Origin of the sequence: Agromyces sp. MMS24-K17, from assembly GCF_043950245.1 — a bacterium.
Taxonomy (GTDB): domain Bacteria; phylum Actinomycetota; class Actinomycetes; order Actinomycetales; family Microbacteriaceae; genus Agromyces.
Window position 1 is genome coordinate 3909369 of record NZ_CP171640.1, and the last position, 16866, is coordinate 3926234.

Here is a 16866-nt window from a genome sequence, read left to right on the forward strand (position 1 = left end):
TCCCCCAGCCGGGATAGGGCCTGATTTCCTGTTATTCACCGAGCCGGCGACCAAGGGAAGGCAGGATGCCCCGCGCTACCTCGCCCGGCGGCGCGCCGGCCGCTCGGGCACGGCGAACACCGCGAGGCACACGCAGCCGAGCGCCGGCACGATGAGCGGCACGAGCTGCCAGGTCACGGCGACGGCGAAGCCGATCGTCGCGAGCAGGTAGAGCGCGCCCGCCGGGTCGCGCGTGATCCGCCGGGGCACCGACCGCACGGCGAGGAGCCAGCCGGTGCGCGGGCGCCAGGCGCCGGCGGCGAGCAGCAGCCCCACCGCGAGCACCGCGGCGACGGCGACGCCGACCGCGCCGACGAGCCATCCGCCCGGCAGCGCGCCCGACGTGACGAGCAGCAGGTCGAACGCGAGCAGCAGGCCCGCGACGAGCGCCAGCGCGCCGACGCCGATGCCGCCCGGCAGCGCCTTCCAGACATCCCGCCAGAACGCCTCGAGCGACGACCCCTCGGCGCGGACGTACCGGCCGAGATGCCGCACGCCGGCGGCGAGGGCGGCCGGCAGGGTGACCACGGGGAGCGACACGAGCGTGACCAGGATGCCGACGAGGAGCACCTCGCCGAGCAGCCCGAACCAGCTCACGGCGCCCGGGTTGCGCGCGACCGGCGCATCCGAGACGGTCGGGCCGCTGCCCGACCGGTCGGCCCGCCGGGCCGCGCGCGTGCCCCGAGACATCCGAATGCTCCTAGCCCTTGAGTCCCTGGGTGGCCACGCCGTCGACGAGGAACCGCTGGAACACGATGAAGAAGATGAGGATGGGCAGCAGGGCGAGGAACGAGACCGCGACGGTCGCGCCGTAGTCCGACGTCGAGGTGGCGTCGTTGTAGAGGCGCAGCGCGATCGGCAGCGGGTACTTCTCGGGGCTGTTCACGTAGAGCAGCGGGCCGAGGAAGTCGTTCCACGTCCAGATGAAGCTGAAGATCGCCGACGTGATGAGCGCGGGCTTGATCAGGGGCAGCATGATCGAGAAGAAGATGCGGATGTGCCCGGCGCCGTCGATGCGGGCCGCCTCGTCCATGTCGCGCGGGATGTTGCGGATGAACTGCACGATCAGGAAGACGAAGAACGCCTCGGTGGCGAGGAACTTCGGCAGGATCAGCGGCCAGTACGTGTCGACCAGTTCGAGCTTATTGAACAGGATGTACTGCGGGATGATGATCACGTGGAACGGCAGCAGCAGCGTGCCGATCATCGCCGCGAAGAGAATGCCGACGCCCTTGAACTTGATGCGGGCGAACGCGTACGCCGCCAGCGACGCACTGAACAGGGTGCCGATCACGGCCATCACCGCGATGAAGAACGAGTTCGCGAAGAACCGCCACAGCGGCGTGCCCGCGATGCCCTCCGACACCTTGATGAAGTTGTCGATCGTCGGGTTCTCGGGCAGCAGGCCCAGGTGCTGGCCGAACTCGCTCGACGGCTTGAACGTGGCGAACAGCAGCCAGACCAGCGGGTAGAGCACGATCGCGACGAGCACGAGCAGTGCGATGAACCAGATCACCGTGTTGATCGTCTTGCGCTTGACGCGGCGGCGACCGTTGTTCGGGTTCAGCTCGGGGCGGAGGGTGGCGTCGAGGAGTTCCTCGCGCGGTACTTCGATCGTGGAACTCATCGGTTGTCTCCCGCGTAGTGGACCCAGCCCTTGGAGGTCTTGAAGAGGATGAAGGCGAGGATCGCGACCGCGATCACGAGCACCCACGCCATCGCCGAGGCGTAGCCCATCTGCAGGTCGGCGAAGCCGCGCTTGTAGAGGTACAGGGTGTAGAAGTTCGTCATGCCGGCGGGGCCGCCGGAGCCGTTCGAGATGATGTACGCCGACGCGAACACCTGGAACGCGTGGACCGTCTCGAGCAGCAGGTTGAAGAAGATGACGCTCGAGAGCATCGGGATCGTGACCGACTTGAACTTGCGGAACGGGCCCGCGCCGTCGACCTCGGCCGCCTCGTACAGCTCCTGCGGGATCTGCTTCAGGCCGGCGAGGAAGATGACCATCGGGGCGCCGAACTGCCACACGGCCAGCAGGATCATCATCGGGATGACGAGGGCCACGTTGCCGACCCAGCCGCCGAGATCGATGCCGAAGACCTGGAGGGTGCTGTCGACGGGGCCGTCGGTGGAGAACATCGCGCGCCACACGATCGCGACCGACACCGACGCGCCGATCAGGGACGGGGCGTAGAACGAGGAGCGGAAGAAGCCCGACCCCTTGTCGCGGTAGTTCAGCAGCATCGCGACGCCGAGCGCGGCGGCGAGCTTGATCGGGGTGCCGACCAGCACGTAGACGAGCGTGATCTGCACGGACTGGATGTAGTTCGGGTCCTCCGTGAACATGCGCACGAAGTTGTCGAGCCCGACCCATTCCGGGTCCTTGAAGAGGTTGTACTTCGTGAACGCGAGGTACAGCGAGTAGAGCATGGGCCCGAGCGTGAGGCCGAGGAACCCGATCAGCCACGGCAGCAGGAAGCCGTAGCCGGCCACCTGCTCACGACGCTCGCGCTGACGGCGAGCCGGGCTCGAGGGGACCTTGCGGCCGGACTTCTCGAGGGCCTTCAGTTCGCGACGGATGTCCCGGCTGCTCTTGCCCGCGGTCACGATGGACTTGGTGCTGCTGGTGGTGGTGCTCATGTGGATCTCCCGGCTCCTGCTGAGCGTACCCCGGGCCCGGCCCTGCCTGACCGGGCCCGAGGATGTGCTCCAGTGGTTACTGGTTGAGGACGACGTCCATCTCGTTGAAGAACTGCGTCGCAGCCTCCTCCGGCGTGATGGTGCCGAAGCCGAGCTCCTGGCCGAGCTGGCGGAACTTCTCCTCGAGGGTGCCGTAGCCGACGATCGGCACGGGCGGGGCGTCGCCGAGGCGGTCGGCGATGGACTCCTCGTAGTCGCGGATCTGCTGGCCGAGCGGGTCGAGCTCAGCGCCCTCGAGCATGGTGGTCGAGGCGGGCAGGCCACGGTTGGTGCCGAAGATGGCGCCGGCCTCGGGGCTGTTCACGAGGAAGTTCACCAGGGTGGCGGCGGCCTCGGGGTGCTCGGTCTTGGCCGAGATCGAGTGCAGCATGGAGGGCTTCAGGTAGAGGTCCTTCGCGCCTTCCTCGGTGACGGGGGGCGCGGTGAGCGTGAGCTCGGTGCCCTCGCCCAGGTTGCCGAGGTAGCCGGCGCCGAAGTTGTCCCAGGTCAGTTCGCTGGTGGTCAGGCCCGCGTCGAACGCCGACTTCGGGTAGATCTCCTCGAGCTTCTGCTGGCCGATGACCGCGCCGTCCTCGCGCTGCGGGACGCCCTGCTCCCAGAAGGCCACGAGGTCCTTCTCGGTGAAGTTCGGCTCGCCCTCGTCGGTGAAGAGGTCGTTGCCCTTGGCGCGCTGCTGGATCTCGAAGTTCTGGATGCGACCGGTGTAGTCGGTGCCGCCGTAGACGGTGCCGCCGCCGGCCGCGGAGACCTCGGCCTGCCAGTCGACGTAGTCCTCCCACGAGCCGCCCTCGAAGGGCTCGACGCCGACCGACGACAGCAGGGACTCGTTGGTGAAGAGCGCCCACGCGTTGGTCGAGGTCGGGATGCCGGTGGTGGTGCCGTCGACGACGCCGATGCCGAGGATCTGCTCGCTGAGCGGCTCGGTGTCGATGATGTTGCCGAGGTACGGGTCGAGGTCGAGCAGGAGCCCGTTCTCGGAGTACTGGCGGAGGTACGAGTAGTCGAACTGCATGACGTCGGGCAGGCCGCCGCCGGCCGCCTCGGTCTGGCGCTTCTCCCAGTACTCGGGGAAGCCGAGGAACGAGGTGTTCACCGTGATGTTCGGGTACTCCTCGTTGAACGCGGCCACGGCCTGGGTGTACAGGTCGGCGCGGATGTCGTTGCCCCAGAACGCGAGGTCGAGGGTGACCTTCTCGTTCGGGTCGAAGGTGGGGGCTGCCTCTTCGCTGCTGCCGCCGCTGCCACCGCAGCCGGTCAGCGCGAGCGCTGCGCCTGCGGCGAGCGCCACGGCGGCAATGCCTGCACGCCGCTTGCGAATGTTGAACATCGTTGTCCTCCCGGAAACGTCTCTGTCTGCCTGGTGCTGGGGATGCACTCTGGGAAAGCGCATTCCCTCACGGTAGTGCAGGCGACCCCGTGAAGCAACCGGAAAGGCAAAATCGTTTCAATCCGTTATCGCGACGTGATCCGCGCGCTCGCTGGGAGCGCGCACAATCGCCGGTCAGACCGCGTTTCGAGAAAGCGGGGCGATGACTCCGCCTCGCGAGCAGACGAGCCGTCCGTCCACCACGCGGAGCTCCGCGGCGTGCACGGCGGTCAACCGGTCGGGGAACGGATGCCCCGGGTCGGGCGCTCCCCCGTCGGGCCACGGTGCCGTGAAGTAGTACAGCACGCCGCGGTCGCCGTCGACGACCACGTCGCCGTGGTTGCCGATGCCGCGGTCCTCCGGATGCGGCCCCGGCTCGGCGAGGATCACCTCGTCGGGACCGCCCTGACGAACCCAGGTCACCGTGTCGTCCGAGCGGTACACGCCCATGCCGCGCCACTCGTCGACGACCATCCACCAGGCCCCGCCGAGCTCGAACACGTTCGGCCCCTCGTGCGGCCGGCCGCCGATCGCCCGGCCCTCCACCGACCACGTCTCGAGGTCGTCGCTCGCGGCGACCCACGTGGTCGAGTCATCCGCCTCGTCCTTGACCCAGAGCCGCCACCGCCCGTCGGGGCCGTGCGCGACGCACGCGTCGATCACGCGGTCGCTCGACAGGTCGAGGTCGCGCCGGTAGGTCCACGCCCGCAGGTCGTCGCTCCAGTACTCGCGGATGACCCGGGCGAAGCCCGGCCACCGGTCGGGGATGCCCGCGATCCAGGTGAGGTACATGCGGTACCGCTCGCCGTCCCAGATCACCTCCGGAGCCCAGTGCGTGTGCGGGCCGGGGCCGTCGCCGGGCAGGTCGAGCCCGTCGAGCACGCCCTCGTAGGCCCATTCCAGCCCGTCGGGGCTCGTCGCGAGCGCGATGCGGCTGCCGTGGATCCACGAGACGCCCGGCTCGTCGGCCGCGGGGCGACGCTGCGTCGCGAACATCACCCAGTCGCCGGTCGTCCGGTCGCGGATCACCGCGGGGTCGGTCGCGCCCCCGGTGACGGGGTCGTGGTACGGCAAGGGCTCGGCGGCGAGGCCGGCGTCAGCCACGACCGGGCCGGCGCTCGGTGACCGGGCTGCGCAGGCTCGCGCGCCGCTCGGCGTCGTCGCGGAGGGTCGTCGCGGTCACCAGGCGACCGGTCGCGGCCGAGGAGTAGATCGCCGTGACGATCTCGAACGAGCGGGCAGGGTCGGCCGCCACCGACGGCAGCGCGTCGCCCGAGTGCAGCGAGGCGTACACCTCGCGCAGCAGCGGCACGTGCCCGCTGCCCTCCTCCGCGTCGGGCAGCGCCCAGGTCGCGGCCTCGGCCTCGTCGACGCCGGGCGCGGGCGTGATGCGCCAGTGCTCGTGCGCGTGCCCGTAGAGGTGGTCGACCGTGATCGTCGCGCGCTCGGTGTCGATGCGGATCGAACTGACCTCGCGGGGCGACACGGCGCTCGTCGTCACGGTCGCCACGGCGCCGTTCGCGAACGCGACGATCGCAGTCGAGACATCCTCGGTCTGCGTGTCGCGCGCGAGGCGCCAGAGGCGGCCCTCGACGCTCTCCCAGTCGCCGAGGAGCCAGGCCAGCAGGTCGAGCTGGTGGATCGCGTGGCCGAGCGTCGGCCCGCCGCCCTCGGTCTCCCACTTGCCGCGCCACGGCACGTCGAAGTACGCCTGGTCGCGGAACCACAGGGTCTGGCAGGTCGCCACGAGCGGCCGGCCGAACGCGCCCGACTCGAGGAGCCCCCGCACGTGCGCCGCGGCGGTGCCGGTGCGCTGCTGGAACACCACGGCGAGCTTCCGCCCGGTCCGCTCGGAGGCCTCGACCATGCGGTCGAGTTCGTCGAGCGAGAGGGCCGGCGGCTTCTCGCAGACCACGTCGAGGCCCGCCTCGAGCGCGGCCACGGCCTGGTCGGCGTGCACGCCGGGCGGCGTGCACACGTGCAGCACGTCGGCGGCGCCGGCGGCGAGCAGGTCGTCGAGGGAGTCGAACGTCGCGGGCACGCCCCAGCGCTCGGCGAAGGCGGCGGATGCCTCGGGCACGCGGTCGATGACGGCGACGAGCTCGGCACCGGGGAGGGCGGCGAGCGCCTCGGCGTGCGCGTTGGCGATCGCGCCGGTGCCGATGATGGCGGCGCGCAGGGGTCGTTCGGTCACGACGGGTCCTCTCGGGTGGGGGTCGGGTCGGCGGCGGCCGGGAAGCGGCGGAGCATCCCGCACATGCCGAACGCGGGTTCGGGGGCGCCGGCGGCGACGCGGCCGTCGGCGAGCGCGGCGGCGACGGCTTCGGCGTCGCCCGCGGCGAGCGAGGCGAGCCGGGCGCGGGTGCGCTCGACGTCGGCGACGATCCGCTCGTGCCAGATGGCGGTCCACGCGTCGGCCCGCGGGGCGACGAGCGCGGCGGCGCGACGGTGCAGGCGCGCGAGCGGCTCGGGATCGCCGGCCTCGGCGGCGCGGCGCAGGTCGAGGAACCCGGCGACGGCGGCATCGCGACGGCGCAGGGCGGCGGCGAGGCGGTCGGCATCGGATCCCTCGGACCCGGGCAGGGTCGCCGCGGCCCGGTACGCCTCGGCGTCGGCGAGCACGTCGTCGGCGAAGGTCATGACCGCGTCGCCCGCCTCCGGCAGGCCCGCGTTCTGCATGATCACGCGCACCGCGAGGCCGCCGTCGTTCACCGCGCGGTGCACGACGCCCGGCGAGAACCACACGACCGACCCCGGCTCGAGGGCGCGCTCGGCGAAGCCGGAGGCATCCACCGTCTGGAGGCGTCCGCGCCCGCCGACGACGACGTAGGCCTCCGACGAGGCGACGTGCAGGTGCGGCGTGCCGCCGGCGAGGCCGTCGGGCGCCACGCCCGAGTACACCTCGAGCTCCGAGACGGACGTGCCGCCGGGGAAGGCGACGCTCACGCCGGCTCCGGCGCGTCGGTGGCGGCGGTGGCGACGAGGCGGGAGGCGTCGAGGTGCGCACGCCCGAGCGCGGCGAGCTCGGCCGCCCGTGCGGGGTCGGCCCCGCCGTCGGCGACGACCACCGCGACGCGGATCACGAGGTCCTCGCCCGGGGCGACCTCGTGCTCCTCGCTGAAGAACGGCGCCGGGCACAGGCAGGCGAACTCCTCGGTGCGGGCGAACCACTGCGGCGGGTGCTGCACGTTGCCCGGGTCGTCCACCATGACCAGCGTCGAGCGCGCGCCCGAGCCGTCGTGCACGCCCGTGAAGCCCATCCACGGATGCCGCGTGCCGCGCAGCTCGTCGCCGCCCGAGACCTCCGGCGCCAGGATCGTGCCGCCCGTGAAGGCACGCGGCCCCCGCCAGAAGAGCCCGCCGTAGCCCGCGTTCTCGCGGCCGCGGGTCGTGGGCGAGCCGATCGGGATCGGGTGGTCGGCGACGTTGCGCAGGCGGGTCTCGAAGCCGAGCACCCAGGCGTCGTCGGCGACGACGGCCGCGCTCAGCACGCGCCGCTCCGCGAAGAGGTGCTCGCCGCCCTCGGCGATCCAGTCGAGCGACTCGACGACGCGGCCGGTCGGGGTCGTGTCGGGCGCAGTCGCGTCGGGCGCGGCCTCGAACCCGAGGTGGCGCTGCGTGCCGTTGTTCGGCAGTTGCACGTAGCCCTCGCCGCGCACGAACGTCGGCCCGCCCCAGAAGTTCTCGTCGCCGACGACCGGCAGCGACCAGGCGATGCCCTTGTGCCAGACGTGGTCGTGCGGGCGGTACAGCGAGACCAGCTCGCCGGCGAGCGTGCGGATGGGGCTGAGGTACGGCCGCGGCGACTCGTAGGTGGGGTGGTCGGGGCGGAAGACGTACTCGGCGAGCGGGCGCCCGTCGTCGGTCGTGAAGGCGAGCCGGTCGGCGCCCTCGTCGATCCGGATGCCTGCCGGGGTGTCGTGCGCCACGTCGCGTCCCATCGTCCTCGTCGGTCCCGTCGCCTGGCGCGCCGTCGTCGCGGTCGTCGCGGGCATCGGGAAAGCGTTATCCGATCGTACACCGGGACCGGCCGACACGCACGGCGATTCCGCCGACTCAGCCCCAGGGCGGCGCGCACGGCCCGGTCGGCGACCCCTCGAGGACCGGACGCAGGATCGGCGCCAACGCCTTCGCGACCTCCAGCACCGCCTCGCCGTTGCCGCCATCGCCGTTGCCGAGCATCACGAACACCGCCCCGGTCTGCGGGTAGTAGGCGACGTTCGAGCCGTAGCCCGGCTCGGCCCCGGCGTGCTCGACGCTGAGGATGCAGCCGGTGGCCTCGTCGAACTCGACCCCGGCGCCGAGGCCGTAGCTCGCCCCGCTCCGGCCGAAGTCCGGAGCGCGATCCGCCCACCGCTGGGCCTGCAGTTCGGGCGTCACGCCCGCGCCGTCGCCGAGTGCCTCGCCCCACGCGTGCAGGTCGTCGAACGTCGACACCATGGCACCGCCGGCCCAGCTCTGGCCGTTCGACCAGGTGACGGTGTCGACCGGAGACCCGAGCTCCGGGCAGAAGAGCGAGTAGCCGTGCGTCAGCGGCGCCGTGACCTCGCCGTCGGGCGCGAAGCGGCTGCGCTCCATGCCGAAGGGTTCGGTGACGCGGTCGTGGATGAGGGTGGCGAGGTCGATGCCCGTCACCTGCTCGAGGATGGCGCCGAGCAGGTAGTAGTTCGTGTTGGCGTACTCGAATCCCTCGCCGGGCGCGAAGTCCGCCCGGGGCGTCGCCGCACCGATCGCGATGAGCTCGTCTGGGGTCGCGATGCCGTGCGGGTCGGCGCAGATGCGGTCGACCTGCGCCCGACCCGACTCGCCGATGCCGCTCGACTGGTTCAGCAGCATCCGAACCGTGATGGCCGACGCCTCGGGGAAGTCGGGGTACCAGCGATCGAGCGTGTCGTCGAGGGTCACGCCGAAGGTTCCCTCCCCGATCACCTGCAGCATCACCGTGCTGACGATCGTCTTGGTGATGCTGCCGATCTTCTGCTGGCGGTCCGGTCCCATCGGCTCCCCCGTGCCGACCTCGGCCTCGCCCCGCTCGGTGACCCACTCGCCCTCGCCGGGGATCCACACGCCGATGATGACGCCCGGCATGCCGCTGGCCGCGAACCCCTCGTCGACGGCCGCCTCGAGTGCGGCGACGAGCGCGGGGTCGAGCGACCCGGATGCCTCGGGCTCGCCGGTCGCCGTCGCCGATGCCTCGGGTGCCGCGTCGCCGGACGCGGGCCCGCCCGAGCCAGCCCAGACGATCGCGGCGATCATCACGAGCACGGCGGCCCCGACGACGATGCCCGTCCAGAGCAGGACGCGGGTCCGCCGCGGTCCGCCATCGGGCGGCTGCGACCCGCCGGACTCGTCCACGCGCGGCGCCTCGCCGCGCCCGTCCCCCGAGTCGCCGACTGCCGATGGCTGGACCATGCTGGATGCTACTGCCGCCCGATCCGGAGCCGCGGCCCCGGTCCGGGGGTCACGCCGTGTTCCGCGGTCAGCGGCGAGCGCGGCGCCCGGCCGCGCGGGGCTACGCGTCGCGTTCGAGCTCGAGCGGCCGGTCGAGCCCGCCCACGCGCACGGTCGGCCAGCGCGGGTCGCGCGTGAGCACCTCGAACCGCGAGGCGCCCGCCTCGGATGCCCCGGGTTCGGATGCGCCAGATTCGGATGCCCCGAGCAGCACCGTGTCCTCCACCTTCGCGCCCGGCGCCGTCGGGTTCCACGCGAACGCCTGCCCGACGTGCACCGGGTCGTCGACGCCGGGCACCGCCCGCGGGTCGCGCCCGACGTACCCGGCGGCGCCGCCCTGGTGGTGCCGCCGCCATTCGTCGGGGTCGAATCCGTGGCGGGCGTAGCCCGCGATGCCGGCGGCGAACACGTCGTCGAGCGCCCGGCCGGGCCTGGTGGCGGCGAGGAAGTCGGCCTCGACCTCGAGGATCCGCGCCGAGGCATCCGCCTCGCCCGGTGCCGCCGGGCCGAACCGCACCCAGCGGGTGACGTTCGCGATCAGCCCGTGGCGCCGGCCGCACGCGACGAGCATCGCGCGTCGGCCGATCGGCTCGGCGGTCGGCAGCGGATGCCGGTGGCCGAGTCGGGAGGCGCCCGCGACGAGCACGACGAGCGGGTCGATGCCGCGCGCGACGAGCCCGGCCGCGACGCGGGCGGCGACGTCGCGCTCGGCGTCGGCGGGCGCGGCGGCGAGCACGGCGTCGGTCAGCACCTCGGCCGACTCGCGCCCGAGCGCGCGGTACCGGTCGGTCTCGGCGGGCAGCAGGCTCGCCCGCGCGCGGCGCAGGTCGACGGCGACGTCGGCCTCGTCGAGCACGCGGGCGCCCGCGGCGCCGGCGCCCGCCCCCGCCCCGGAGCCCACGCGGGAGCCCACAAGCGCGGCGAGGTCGGCGGGCAGCAGCGGCCCATGCCAGGGCACCCGCACCAGCGCATCCGCGTCGGCGGGGTCGAGCTCCTCGGCGACGAGCCGGTCGGCCTCGTTCGCGAAGGCCCGCACCTCGTCGCCGTCGCGGCGCACGACGACGGCGAGCACCGGGTCGCCCGCGAACGACACGTGCGTGCGGGCGCCGTCGAGGTACCAGGCCAACGCCCCGTGCGAGCGCAGCACGAGCGCGTCGGCGCCGCGGGCGTCGAGGATCGCGTGCACCCGCTCGCGCTTGGCGGCCCGGTCGGCCGGCGACGGCGCGATGCGGGTCGCCGCACCGCCGGCGGCGCGGGCGTCGAGGGCGGTCTCGGTGGTCATCGGGCCTCCCCCGTGGTCTGCGGCTCGCGGCCGTGGCGCGGCGCCGCCGTGCTCTCCCTGGCCTCGAGCCGCGGCCGGAACGACACCGCGTGGTCGGCCTGCTCGCCCGCGATGAGCGCCCGCAGCCGCCCCCACACCTGCGCGCCGAGCTCGGCGCGCGGCACCGACAGCGTCGTGAGCGCGGGCGTCGAGAAGGCCGCCATCGGGATGTCGTCGAAGCCCGCGATCGACAGGTCGCCCGGCACGTCGACGCCGAGGCGGCGCAGGCGCGTCAGCAACCCGAGGGCGACGAGGTCGTTGAACGCGACCACGGCGGTGGCGCCGTCGCGCCGGGCGGCCTCGACGGCCTCGGCCGCGGCGAACCCGTCGTCGAGCCGCGAGCCGCACGGCAGGATGCGCACCCGGAGGCCGGCGTCGTCGCGCTGCGCCTCGGCGATCCCGCGGAGCCGGTCGGCGTTGGACTGGCTCGACTCGGGCCCGGCGAGGTAGGCGAGGTCGCGGTGCCCGAGCGCGCGCAGGTGGTCGACGACGTCGCGGATGCCCCGCGCGTAGTCGACCCCGACGAGGGGCACGCCCGGGGCGTCGAACTGCCGGTTCACCACGACGACGGGGCCGATCCGCTCGACCAGCCGGCGCAGCCGGTCGTCGGGCAGGCGCGGCGCGCAGAGCACGACCGCGTCGCAGCGCTGTCGGGCCTCGAGCGCCGTCGCCTCCTCCTCGTCGACCCGCTCGACCGTGTCGGCGACGAGCACCCGGTACCCGTCGGCGGCGGCCGCGACGCTGACGCCCTTGAGGATGCCCTGGAACAGCGGGTTCTCGAGGTCGGGCACGATCATCGCGACGGTCTGGTTGCGGCCGTGCACGAGGCTGCGGGCCGCCATGCTCGGCGCGTAGCCGAGGTCGGCGATGGCCCGGCGCACCTGCCGGACGATGTCGGGGTCGACCGACGCCTTGCCGTTCAGCACGCGCGAGACGGACGCCTGCGACACGCCGGCGCGTGCGGCGACGTCGGCGATGGTCACGGCGCGGGCGCGATCGGCCATGGGCGCTCCTTCGTCGGGAAATCGATTCCCCATCCTACGGGTACGGGTGGCGGAGAGGCCAATGATCATCTAGGCTCGCGGCGAGAAAGCGGTTTCTCCACCGCCCCGGATTCCAGCGATCCGGTCCACTGCTCCGATTCCACAGAGGGGATGCGATGCGCGTACTCGTCACGGGTTCGTCCGGCCGGCTCGGCCGGAGCCTGACCCAAGGGCTCGCCGGCCACGGCCACGAGGTGTTCGGCGCCGACCGGCGCGCCGCCGGGCTCGCCGGCGTCGACGAGCGCGAGCTCGACCTGGCCGAGGCATCCGCCGTCGCCGCCCTGCTCGCCGACGTGCGACCCGACGCGCTCGTGCATCTCGCCGCGATCGCCGTGCCGTTCTCGGCGCCCGAGCGGCGGATCCTCGGCACCAACACGATGCTCGCGCACACCGTGCTCGAGGCGGCCGCGACCGCCGGCGTCGGCCGGGTGCTCGCCGCCAGCAGCCCGACGGTGATCGGGTACGGCACGCCCGGCTGGGCGCCGAGCGCGCTGCCGCTCGACGAGGCGCACCCGGTCGCACCGACGAACGCCTACGCGGTGTCGAAGGTCGTCATCGAGGAGCTCGTGCGCATGTACGCCCGCACGGCGCCGGGCGCGTGGGGCGCGTTCCGCCCCTGCTACGTCATCTCCCCCGAGGAGTGGGCCGGTGCGCCCACCCAGCAGGGCCACACCGTCGCCCAGCGGCTCGCCGACCCGGCGCTCGCGGCCGTCAGCCTGTTCAACTACCTCGACGCGCGCGACGCCGCCGCGTTCGTGGATGCCTGGCTCCGCGCCCCGGCCGACGCGGTCGACGGCGAGGTCTTCTTCGTCGGGGCATCCGACGCCCTCGCGACCCGGCCCGTGGCCGAGCTGTGGCGCGAGTTCGCGCCCGCCCTCGGCGAGCGCGCCGATGCGCTCACGGGCACGAGCCCCGTGTTCTCGGTCGCCAAGGCCGAGCGCGTGCTCGGCTGGCGCCCCGCCCGCGACTGGCGCGGCGAGCTCGCCGCGCAGACGCAACCCGCTTCCTCCGGCGCGGACGCGAATGGTCGCTCAGCGCAGTCCGAAGCGACCGATCGCGTCCGCGCGGCGCAACAGCGGGCGCAGCAGCAGCAGCACCAGCACGAGCAGCAGCAGCACATCGACTCCGACGACCTCCACCTCACCGAGACGAGCACACGATGACCACGACCGCGCCCGCGACCCCCGACTTCGACGGGGTCCTGTTCTTCCCCGTCACCCCGTTCGACGCGCAGGGCCGCGTCGACCGCGACCTCCTCGCCGAGCACGTCACGAGCCGGCTTCCGTTCGGCCCGGGCGGCGTGTTCCCCGCGTGCGGCACCGGCGAGTTCCACGCCCTGTCGGCGCGCGAGGTCGACGAGGTCGTGGCCACGACCGTCGACGCGGTCGCCGCGACGGGCAGCCGGGTGCCGGTCATCGCCGGCGCCGGCGGCCCGCTCGGCCACGCGATCGAGACGGCCCGTTCGGCGGCGGCGGCCGGCGCCGACGGCCTGCTGCTCCTTCCGCCGTACCTCGTGACGGGCACCACCGACGGGCTCGTCGCCTGGGTCGAGGCGGTCGCCGCGGCCACCGACCTGCCCGTGATCGTGTACCACCGCGGCACCGCCCGCTACACGCCGGGCGCGATCGCCCGCCTCGCGGCGAACCCGAAGGTCGTCGGCTTCAAGGACGGCATCGGCGACATCGGCCTCGCGCAGGAGATCGTGCTCGCCGCCGAGGCGACCGGTCGCGACTTCGCGTTCTTCAACGGGCTGCTCACCGCCGAGCTCAGCCAGGGCGCCTACCGCGGCATCGGCATCCCGCTGTACTCCTCGGCCGCGTTCGCGATGCTGCCCGAGCTCGCCGCGCTGCACTACCGGGCCTACGTCGACGGCGACGAGGGCGTGCGGCTGCGCCTGCTCCGCGAGTTCTACACGCCGCTCGTGAACCTGCGCGACGAGACGCCCGGGTTCGGCGTCTCGCTGATCAAGGCCGGCCTGCGCCTGCGCGGGCTGCCCGTCGGATCGGTGCGCCCGCCGCTCGTCGATCCGACGGCCGCGCAGGAGGCGCGCCTCGGCGCGATCCTCGACCGCGGGCTCGAGCTCGCCGCCGAGCTCGGCGGCACCCCGACTGCGGATGCCTCGCGCGAGGCAGGTGCCTCGAGCGAGGCATCCGCCGCCGCCCTCGCCCCCGAGGCGGCGACCGCGCGATGACGGCCGCGATCGCCCGGCTCGACACGCGGATGCTCCGCGCGCCGCTGGCGCGCCCCTGGGGGCCGGACGTGCTCGACCTGACCCTGATCGAGGTGCTCGTCGAGGACAGCGACGGGGCGGTCGGCCGCGGCCTCTCGTGGACGCCGACCATCGGCGGGCACGCCGTGCAGGCGCTGCTCGACCACGACATCCGCGACTTCGCGCTCGGCCGCCCCGCCGACGCCGAGACGCTGTGGCCGGCGCTCTGGGCGCGACTGCACGAGGCGGGCGGCGGCGGCATCACGACCATCGCGATGGCCGGGCTCGACCTCGCCCTGTGGGACCTCGCCGGGCGCCGCGCCGGGCTGGGGCTCGTCGACCTGCTCGGCCGGGCCCGCACCGACACCGTCGCCTACGGCAGCGGCGTGAACCTGCACTACCCGCTCGACGAGCTCGTCGCGCAGGCCGAGCGCTGGGTCGCCGCCGGGTTCACCGGCGTGAAGGTGAAGGTCGGCTCGCCCGACCTCGCCGACGACGTGCGGCGAATCGCGGCCGTGCGCGAGGTGCTCGGGCCCGACCGCTTCCTCGCGATCGACGCGAACCAGCGCTGGACCCTCGACCGCGCCGAGCGCGCGATCGGCGAGCTCGCGCCGTTCGACCTGCGCTGGATCGAGGAGCCGCTGCGCGCCGACGACCTGCCCGGGCACGTCGCGCTCCGCGACCGCCTCCGCGCGGGCGGCGTGGACGTGCCGATCGCCCTCGGCGAGAACGTGCACACGAGGTACCGGTTCGCCGAGTTCCTCGATGCCGGCGTCGTCGACGTCGTGCAGCCGAACGTCGTGCGGGTCGGCGGCATCACGCCGTTCCGCGGCATCGCCGCCCTCGCCGACCGGCACGGCGTCGAGGTCGCCCCGCACCTGCTGCTCGAGCTCTCGGCGCAGCTCGCGCTGACCCTGCCGCACGAGACGCTGGTCGAGTCGGTCGAGGATGCCTCGTTCGCCGACCTCGGCATCCTCGCGGGCGACCCGCCCGTCGTCGTCGAGCAGGGGCGGGTCCGCGACACCGGGCGACCGGGCCTCGGCATCGAGCTCGCCGCGGCGCCCGTTCCCGCCTGACCCGTGCCGGCCTGACCCGGGCCATCCGCCCACCGAACCGCCGCCTTCCACCGCTTCCACTCCACCGCCGACCGGAGGACCAGATGACCGACCAGACCCTCACCGCCGCCAGCGCCGCGCCCGCCGCATCCGCCGCATCCGCCGCGCCCGCCGCGACCGCCGCGACCGCCGCGACCACCGCCGCCGACCTCGACGCCGTCGCCGGCGCCGCCCGCCGCGCGTTCGCGACGACCGTCGCCTCGACCGCCGCCGAGCGAGCCGCCTGGCTCCGCGCCGCCGCCGACGCGCTCGACGCGAACGCCGCCGAGCTCATCGCCCTCGCCGACGAGGAGTCGCACCTCGGCCCGGCCCGCCTCACCGGCGAGCTCGCGCGCACCACGAACCAGCTCCGCCTCTTCGCCGGCGCCGTGCTGGAGGGCTCGTACCTCGAGGCGACGATCGACCACGTCGACCCGGCCGCGATCCCGCCGCGGCCCGACCTCCGCCGCATCCTCCGCCCGCTGGGCCCGGTCGCCGTGTTCAGCGCGTCGAACTTCCCGTTCGCGTTCTCGGTCGCGGGCGGCGACACCGCGTCGGCGCTCGCGGCCGGATGCCCCGTCATCGTGAAGGGCCACTCGGCCCACCCGCGCCTCTCGGCGCGCACCGCCGAGCTCGTCGCCGGGGCCCTCGCCGGCGCCGGCGCCCCCGACGGGATCTTCGGGCACGTCACCGGCCGCGCGGCGGGCGTCGCGCTCGTGCAGCACCCCGAGATCCGCGCCGTCGGGTTCACCGGTTCGCTGCACGGCGGGCGGGCGCTGTTCGACCTCGCAAACGGCCGCCCCGACCCCATCCCCTTCTACGGCGAGCTCAGCGCCGTGAACCCGGTGCTCATCACTCCCGCCGCGATCGAGGCGCGCGCCGAGGAGCTCGCCGCCGGCCTCGCCGGGTCGTTCACCCTCGGCGCCGGGCAGTTCTGCACGAACCCGGGCGTCGTGTTCGCGCCGGCCGGCTCGGGCTTCGCCGAGCGCGTGGCGGCGGCGGTCGGCGCGGAGCCCGCCGCGGTGCCGATGCTCACCGACGGCATCGCCGACGCGTTCGCCGGCGGGCTCGCCGCCCTCGGCGGCCGCCCGGGCGTGCGGGTCGTCGCCGGCGACCTCGCCCAGCAGGCCGGCACCGGTTCGGCGGTCGTGCTCGCCACGGATGCCTCGGCCGTCCTCGCCGACCCGCAGGCGCTGTTCACCGAGTGCTTCGGCCCGTCGACCCTGGTCGTCGAGTACGCCGACGTCGACGAGGCGCTCGCGGCCATCGCCCGCGTGGGCGGCAGCCTCACCGCGACCGTGCACGCGCAACCCGACGAGCCCGTCGACGCGATCGTCGCCGTGCTCGCCGAGGTCGCCGGACGCGTGCTGTTCGCCGGCTGGCCGACGGGCGTCGCCGTGAGCTGGGCGCAGCAGCACGGCGGCCCGTGGCCGTCGACCACGACGATCCACACGTCGGTGGGCATGACCGCGATGCGCCGGTTCCTCCGCCCGGTCGCGTTCCAGGCTGCCCCGGAGCACGCGCTGCCCGACGAGCTGAAGGAGCACAACCCGCTCGGCATCCCGCGCCGCGTCGACGGCGTGCTCGAGGTGCCCCCGGCTTCCTGACCCGCCACCGGTGGTTGAGCCCGTCGAAACCACCCC

Annotated in this window: 15 protein-coding genes; 4 read left to right on the forward strand and 11 right to left on the reverse strand. The window is 73.9% G+C overall.

The annotated features are described in order from the left end of the window. Positions 1-75: 75 nt before the first annotated feature. The 11 genes from ACGGZK_RS17855 to ACGGZK_RS17905 form a co-directional block, all read right to left on the reverse strand. Positions 76-729, reverse strand: coding sequence for a hypothetical protein (locus ACGGZK_RS17855; RefSeq protein WP_395243965.1), 654 nt, complete (start codon positions 727-729; stop codon positions 76-78). A 10-nt stretch (positions 730-739) separates the two neighbouring features. Next, positions 740-1666, reverse strand: a complete 927-nt coding sequence (locus ACGGZK_RS17860; protein WP_395243966.1) for a carbohydrate ABC transporter permease — start codon at positions 1664-1666, stop codon at positions 740-742. Next, positions 1663-2679 (reverse strand): carbohydrate ABC transporter permease, encoded by a 1017-nt coding sequence (locus ACGGZK_RS17865; protein WP_395243967.1) that lies wholly within the window; start codon positions 2677-2679, stop codon positions 1663-1665. Before ACGGZK_RS17865 ends, ACGGZK_RS17860 begins: the two co-directional genes overlap by 4 nt. A 76-nt stretch (positions 2680-2755) precedes the next feature. Beyond that, on the reverse strand, positions 2756-4066 hold the full coding sequence (locus ACGGZK_RS17870) for an ABC transporter substrate-binding protein (RefSeq protein WP_395243968.1): 1311 nt from the start codon (positions 4064-4066) through the stop codon (positions 2756-2758). 174 nt (positions 4067-4240) lie between these two features. Next, a complete protein-coding gene (locus tag ACGGZK_RS17875; RefSeq protein ID WP_395243969.1) occupies positions 4241-5209 on the reverse strand; it encodes a hypothetical protein in 969 nt (322 codons plus the stop codon). Beyond that, on the reverse strand, positions 5202-6299 hold the full coding sequence (locus tag ACGGZK_RS17880; RefSeq protein WP_395243970.1) for a Gfo/Idh/MocA family protein: 1098 nt from the start codon (positions 6297-6299) through the stop codon (positions 5202-5204). The genes ACGGZK_RS17875 and ACGGZK_RS17880 overlap by 8 nt, the downstream gene beginning before the upstream one ends. Next, the gene (locus ACGGZK_RS17885; protein ID WP_395243971.1) at positions 6296-7051 is read right to left on the reverse strand and encodes a cupin domain-containing protein; all 756 of its coding nucleotides are present in this window, start codon (positions 7049-7051) and stop codon (positions 6296-6298) included. Before ACGGZK_RS17885 ends, ACGGZK_RS17880 begins: the two co-directional genes overlap by 4 nt. After that, on the reverse strand, positions 7048-8100 hold the full coding sequence (locus ACGGZK_RS17890) for a PmoA family protein (protein ID WP_395243972.1): 1053 nt from the start codon (positions 8098-8100) through the stop codon (positions 7048-7050). Before ACGGZK_RS17890 ends, ACGGZK_RS17885 begins: the two co-directional genes overlap by 4 nt. Before the next feature lie 61 nt (positions 8101-8161). Beyond that, complete coding sequence (locus ACGGZK_RS17895) at positions 8162-9517, reverse strand: serine hydrolase domain-containing protein (RefSeq protein WP_395243973.1); 1356 nt, start codon at positions 9515-9517, stop codon at positions 8162-8164. Between the two features lie 100 nt (positions 9518-9617). Then, entirely contained in the window at positions 9618-10838 is a 1221-nt protein-coding gene (locus ACGGZK_RS17900) for a M24 family metallopeptidase (RefSeq protein ID WP_395243974.1), read from the reverse strand. Further along, positions 10835-11881, reverse strand: a complete 1047-nt coding sequence (locus ACGGZK_RS17905; RefSeq protein WP_395243975.1) for a LacI family DNA-binding transcriptional regulator — start codon at positions 11879-11881, stop codon at positions 10835-10837. Before ACGGZK_RS17905 ends, ACGGZK_RS17900 begins: the two co-directional genes overlap by 4 nt. Positions 11882-12036: 155 nt before the next feature. Here ACGGZK_RS17905 and ACGGZK_RS17910 point away from each other — a divergent pair, with 155 nt between their 5' ends. The 4 genes from ACGGZK_RS17910 to ACGGZK_RS17925 all read left to right on the forward strand — a co-directional run bounded on the left by ACGGZK_RS17910 (position 12037) and on the right by ACGGZK_RS17925 (position 16830). Continuing rightward, entirely contained in the window at positions 12037-13083 is a 1047-nt protein-coding gene (locus ACGGZK_RS17910) for an NAD-dependent epimerase/dehydratase family protein (RefSeq protein ID WP_395243976.1), read from the forward strand. Beyond that, entirely contained in the window at positions 13080-14111 is a 1032-nt protein-coding gene (locus ACGGZK_RS17915) for a 5-dehydro-4-deoxyglucarate dehydratase (protein WP_395243977.1), read from the forward strand. Before ACGGZK_RS17910 ends, ACGGZK_RS17915 begins: the two co-directional genes overlap by 4 nt. Beyond that, entirely contained in the window at positions 14108-15205 is a 1098-nt protein-coding gene (locus ACGGZK_RS17920) for a mandelate racemase/muconate lactonizing enzyme family protein (protein ID WP_395243978.1), read from the forward strand. Before ACGGZK_RS17915 ends, ACGGZK_RS17920 begins: the two co-directional genes overlap by 4 nt. A gap of 83 nt (positions 15206-15288) precedes the next feature. Beyond that, on the forward strand, positions 15289-16830 hold the full coding sequence (locus ACGGZK_RS17925; RefSeq protein WP_395243979.1) for an aldehyde dehydrogenase (NADP(+)): 1542 nt from the start codon (positions 15289-15291) through the stop codon (positions 16828-16830). Positions 16831-16866 lie beyond the last annotated feature (36 nt).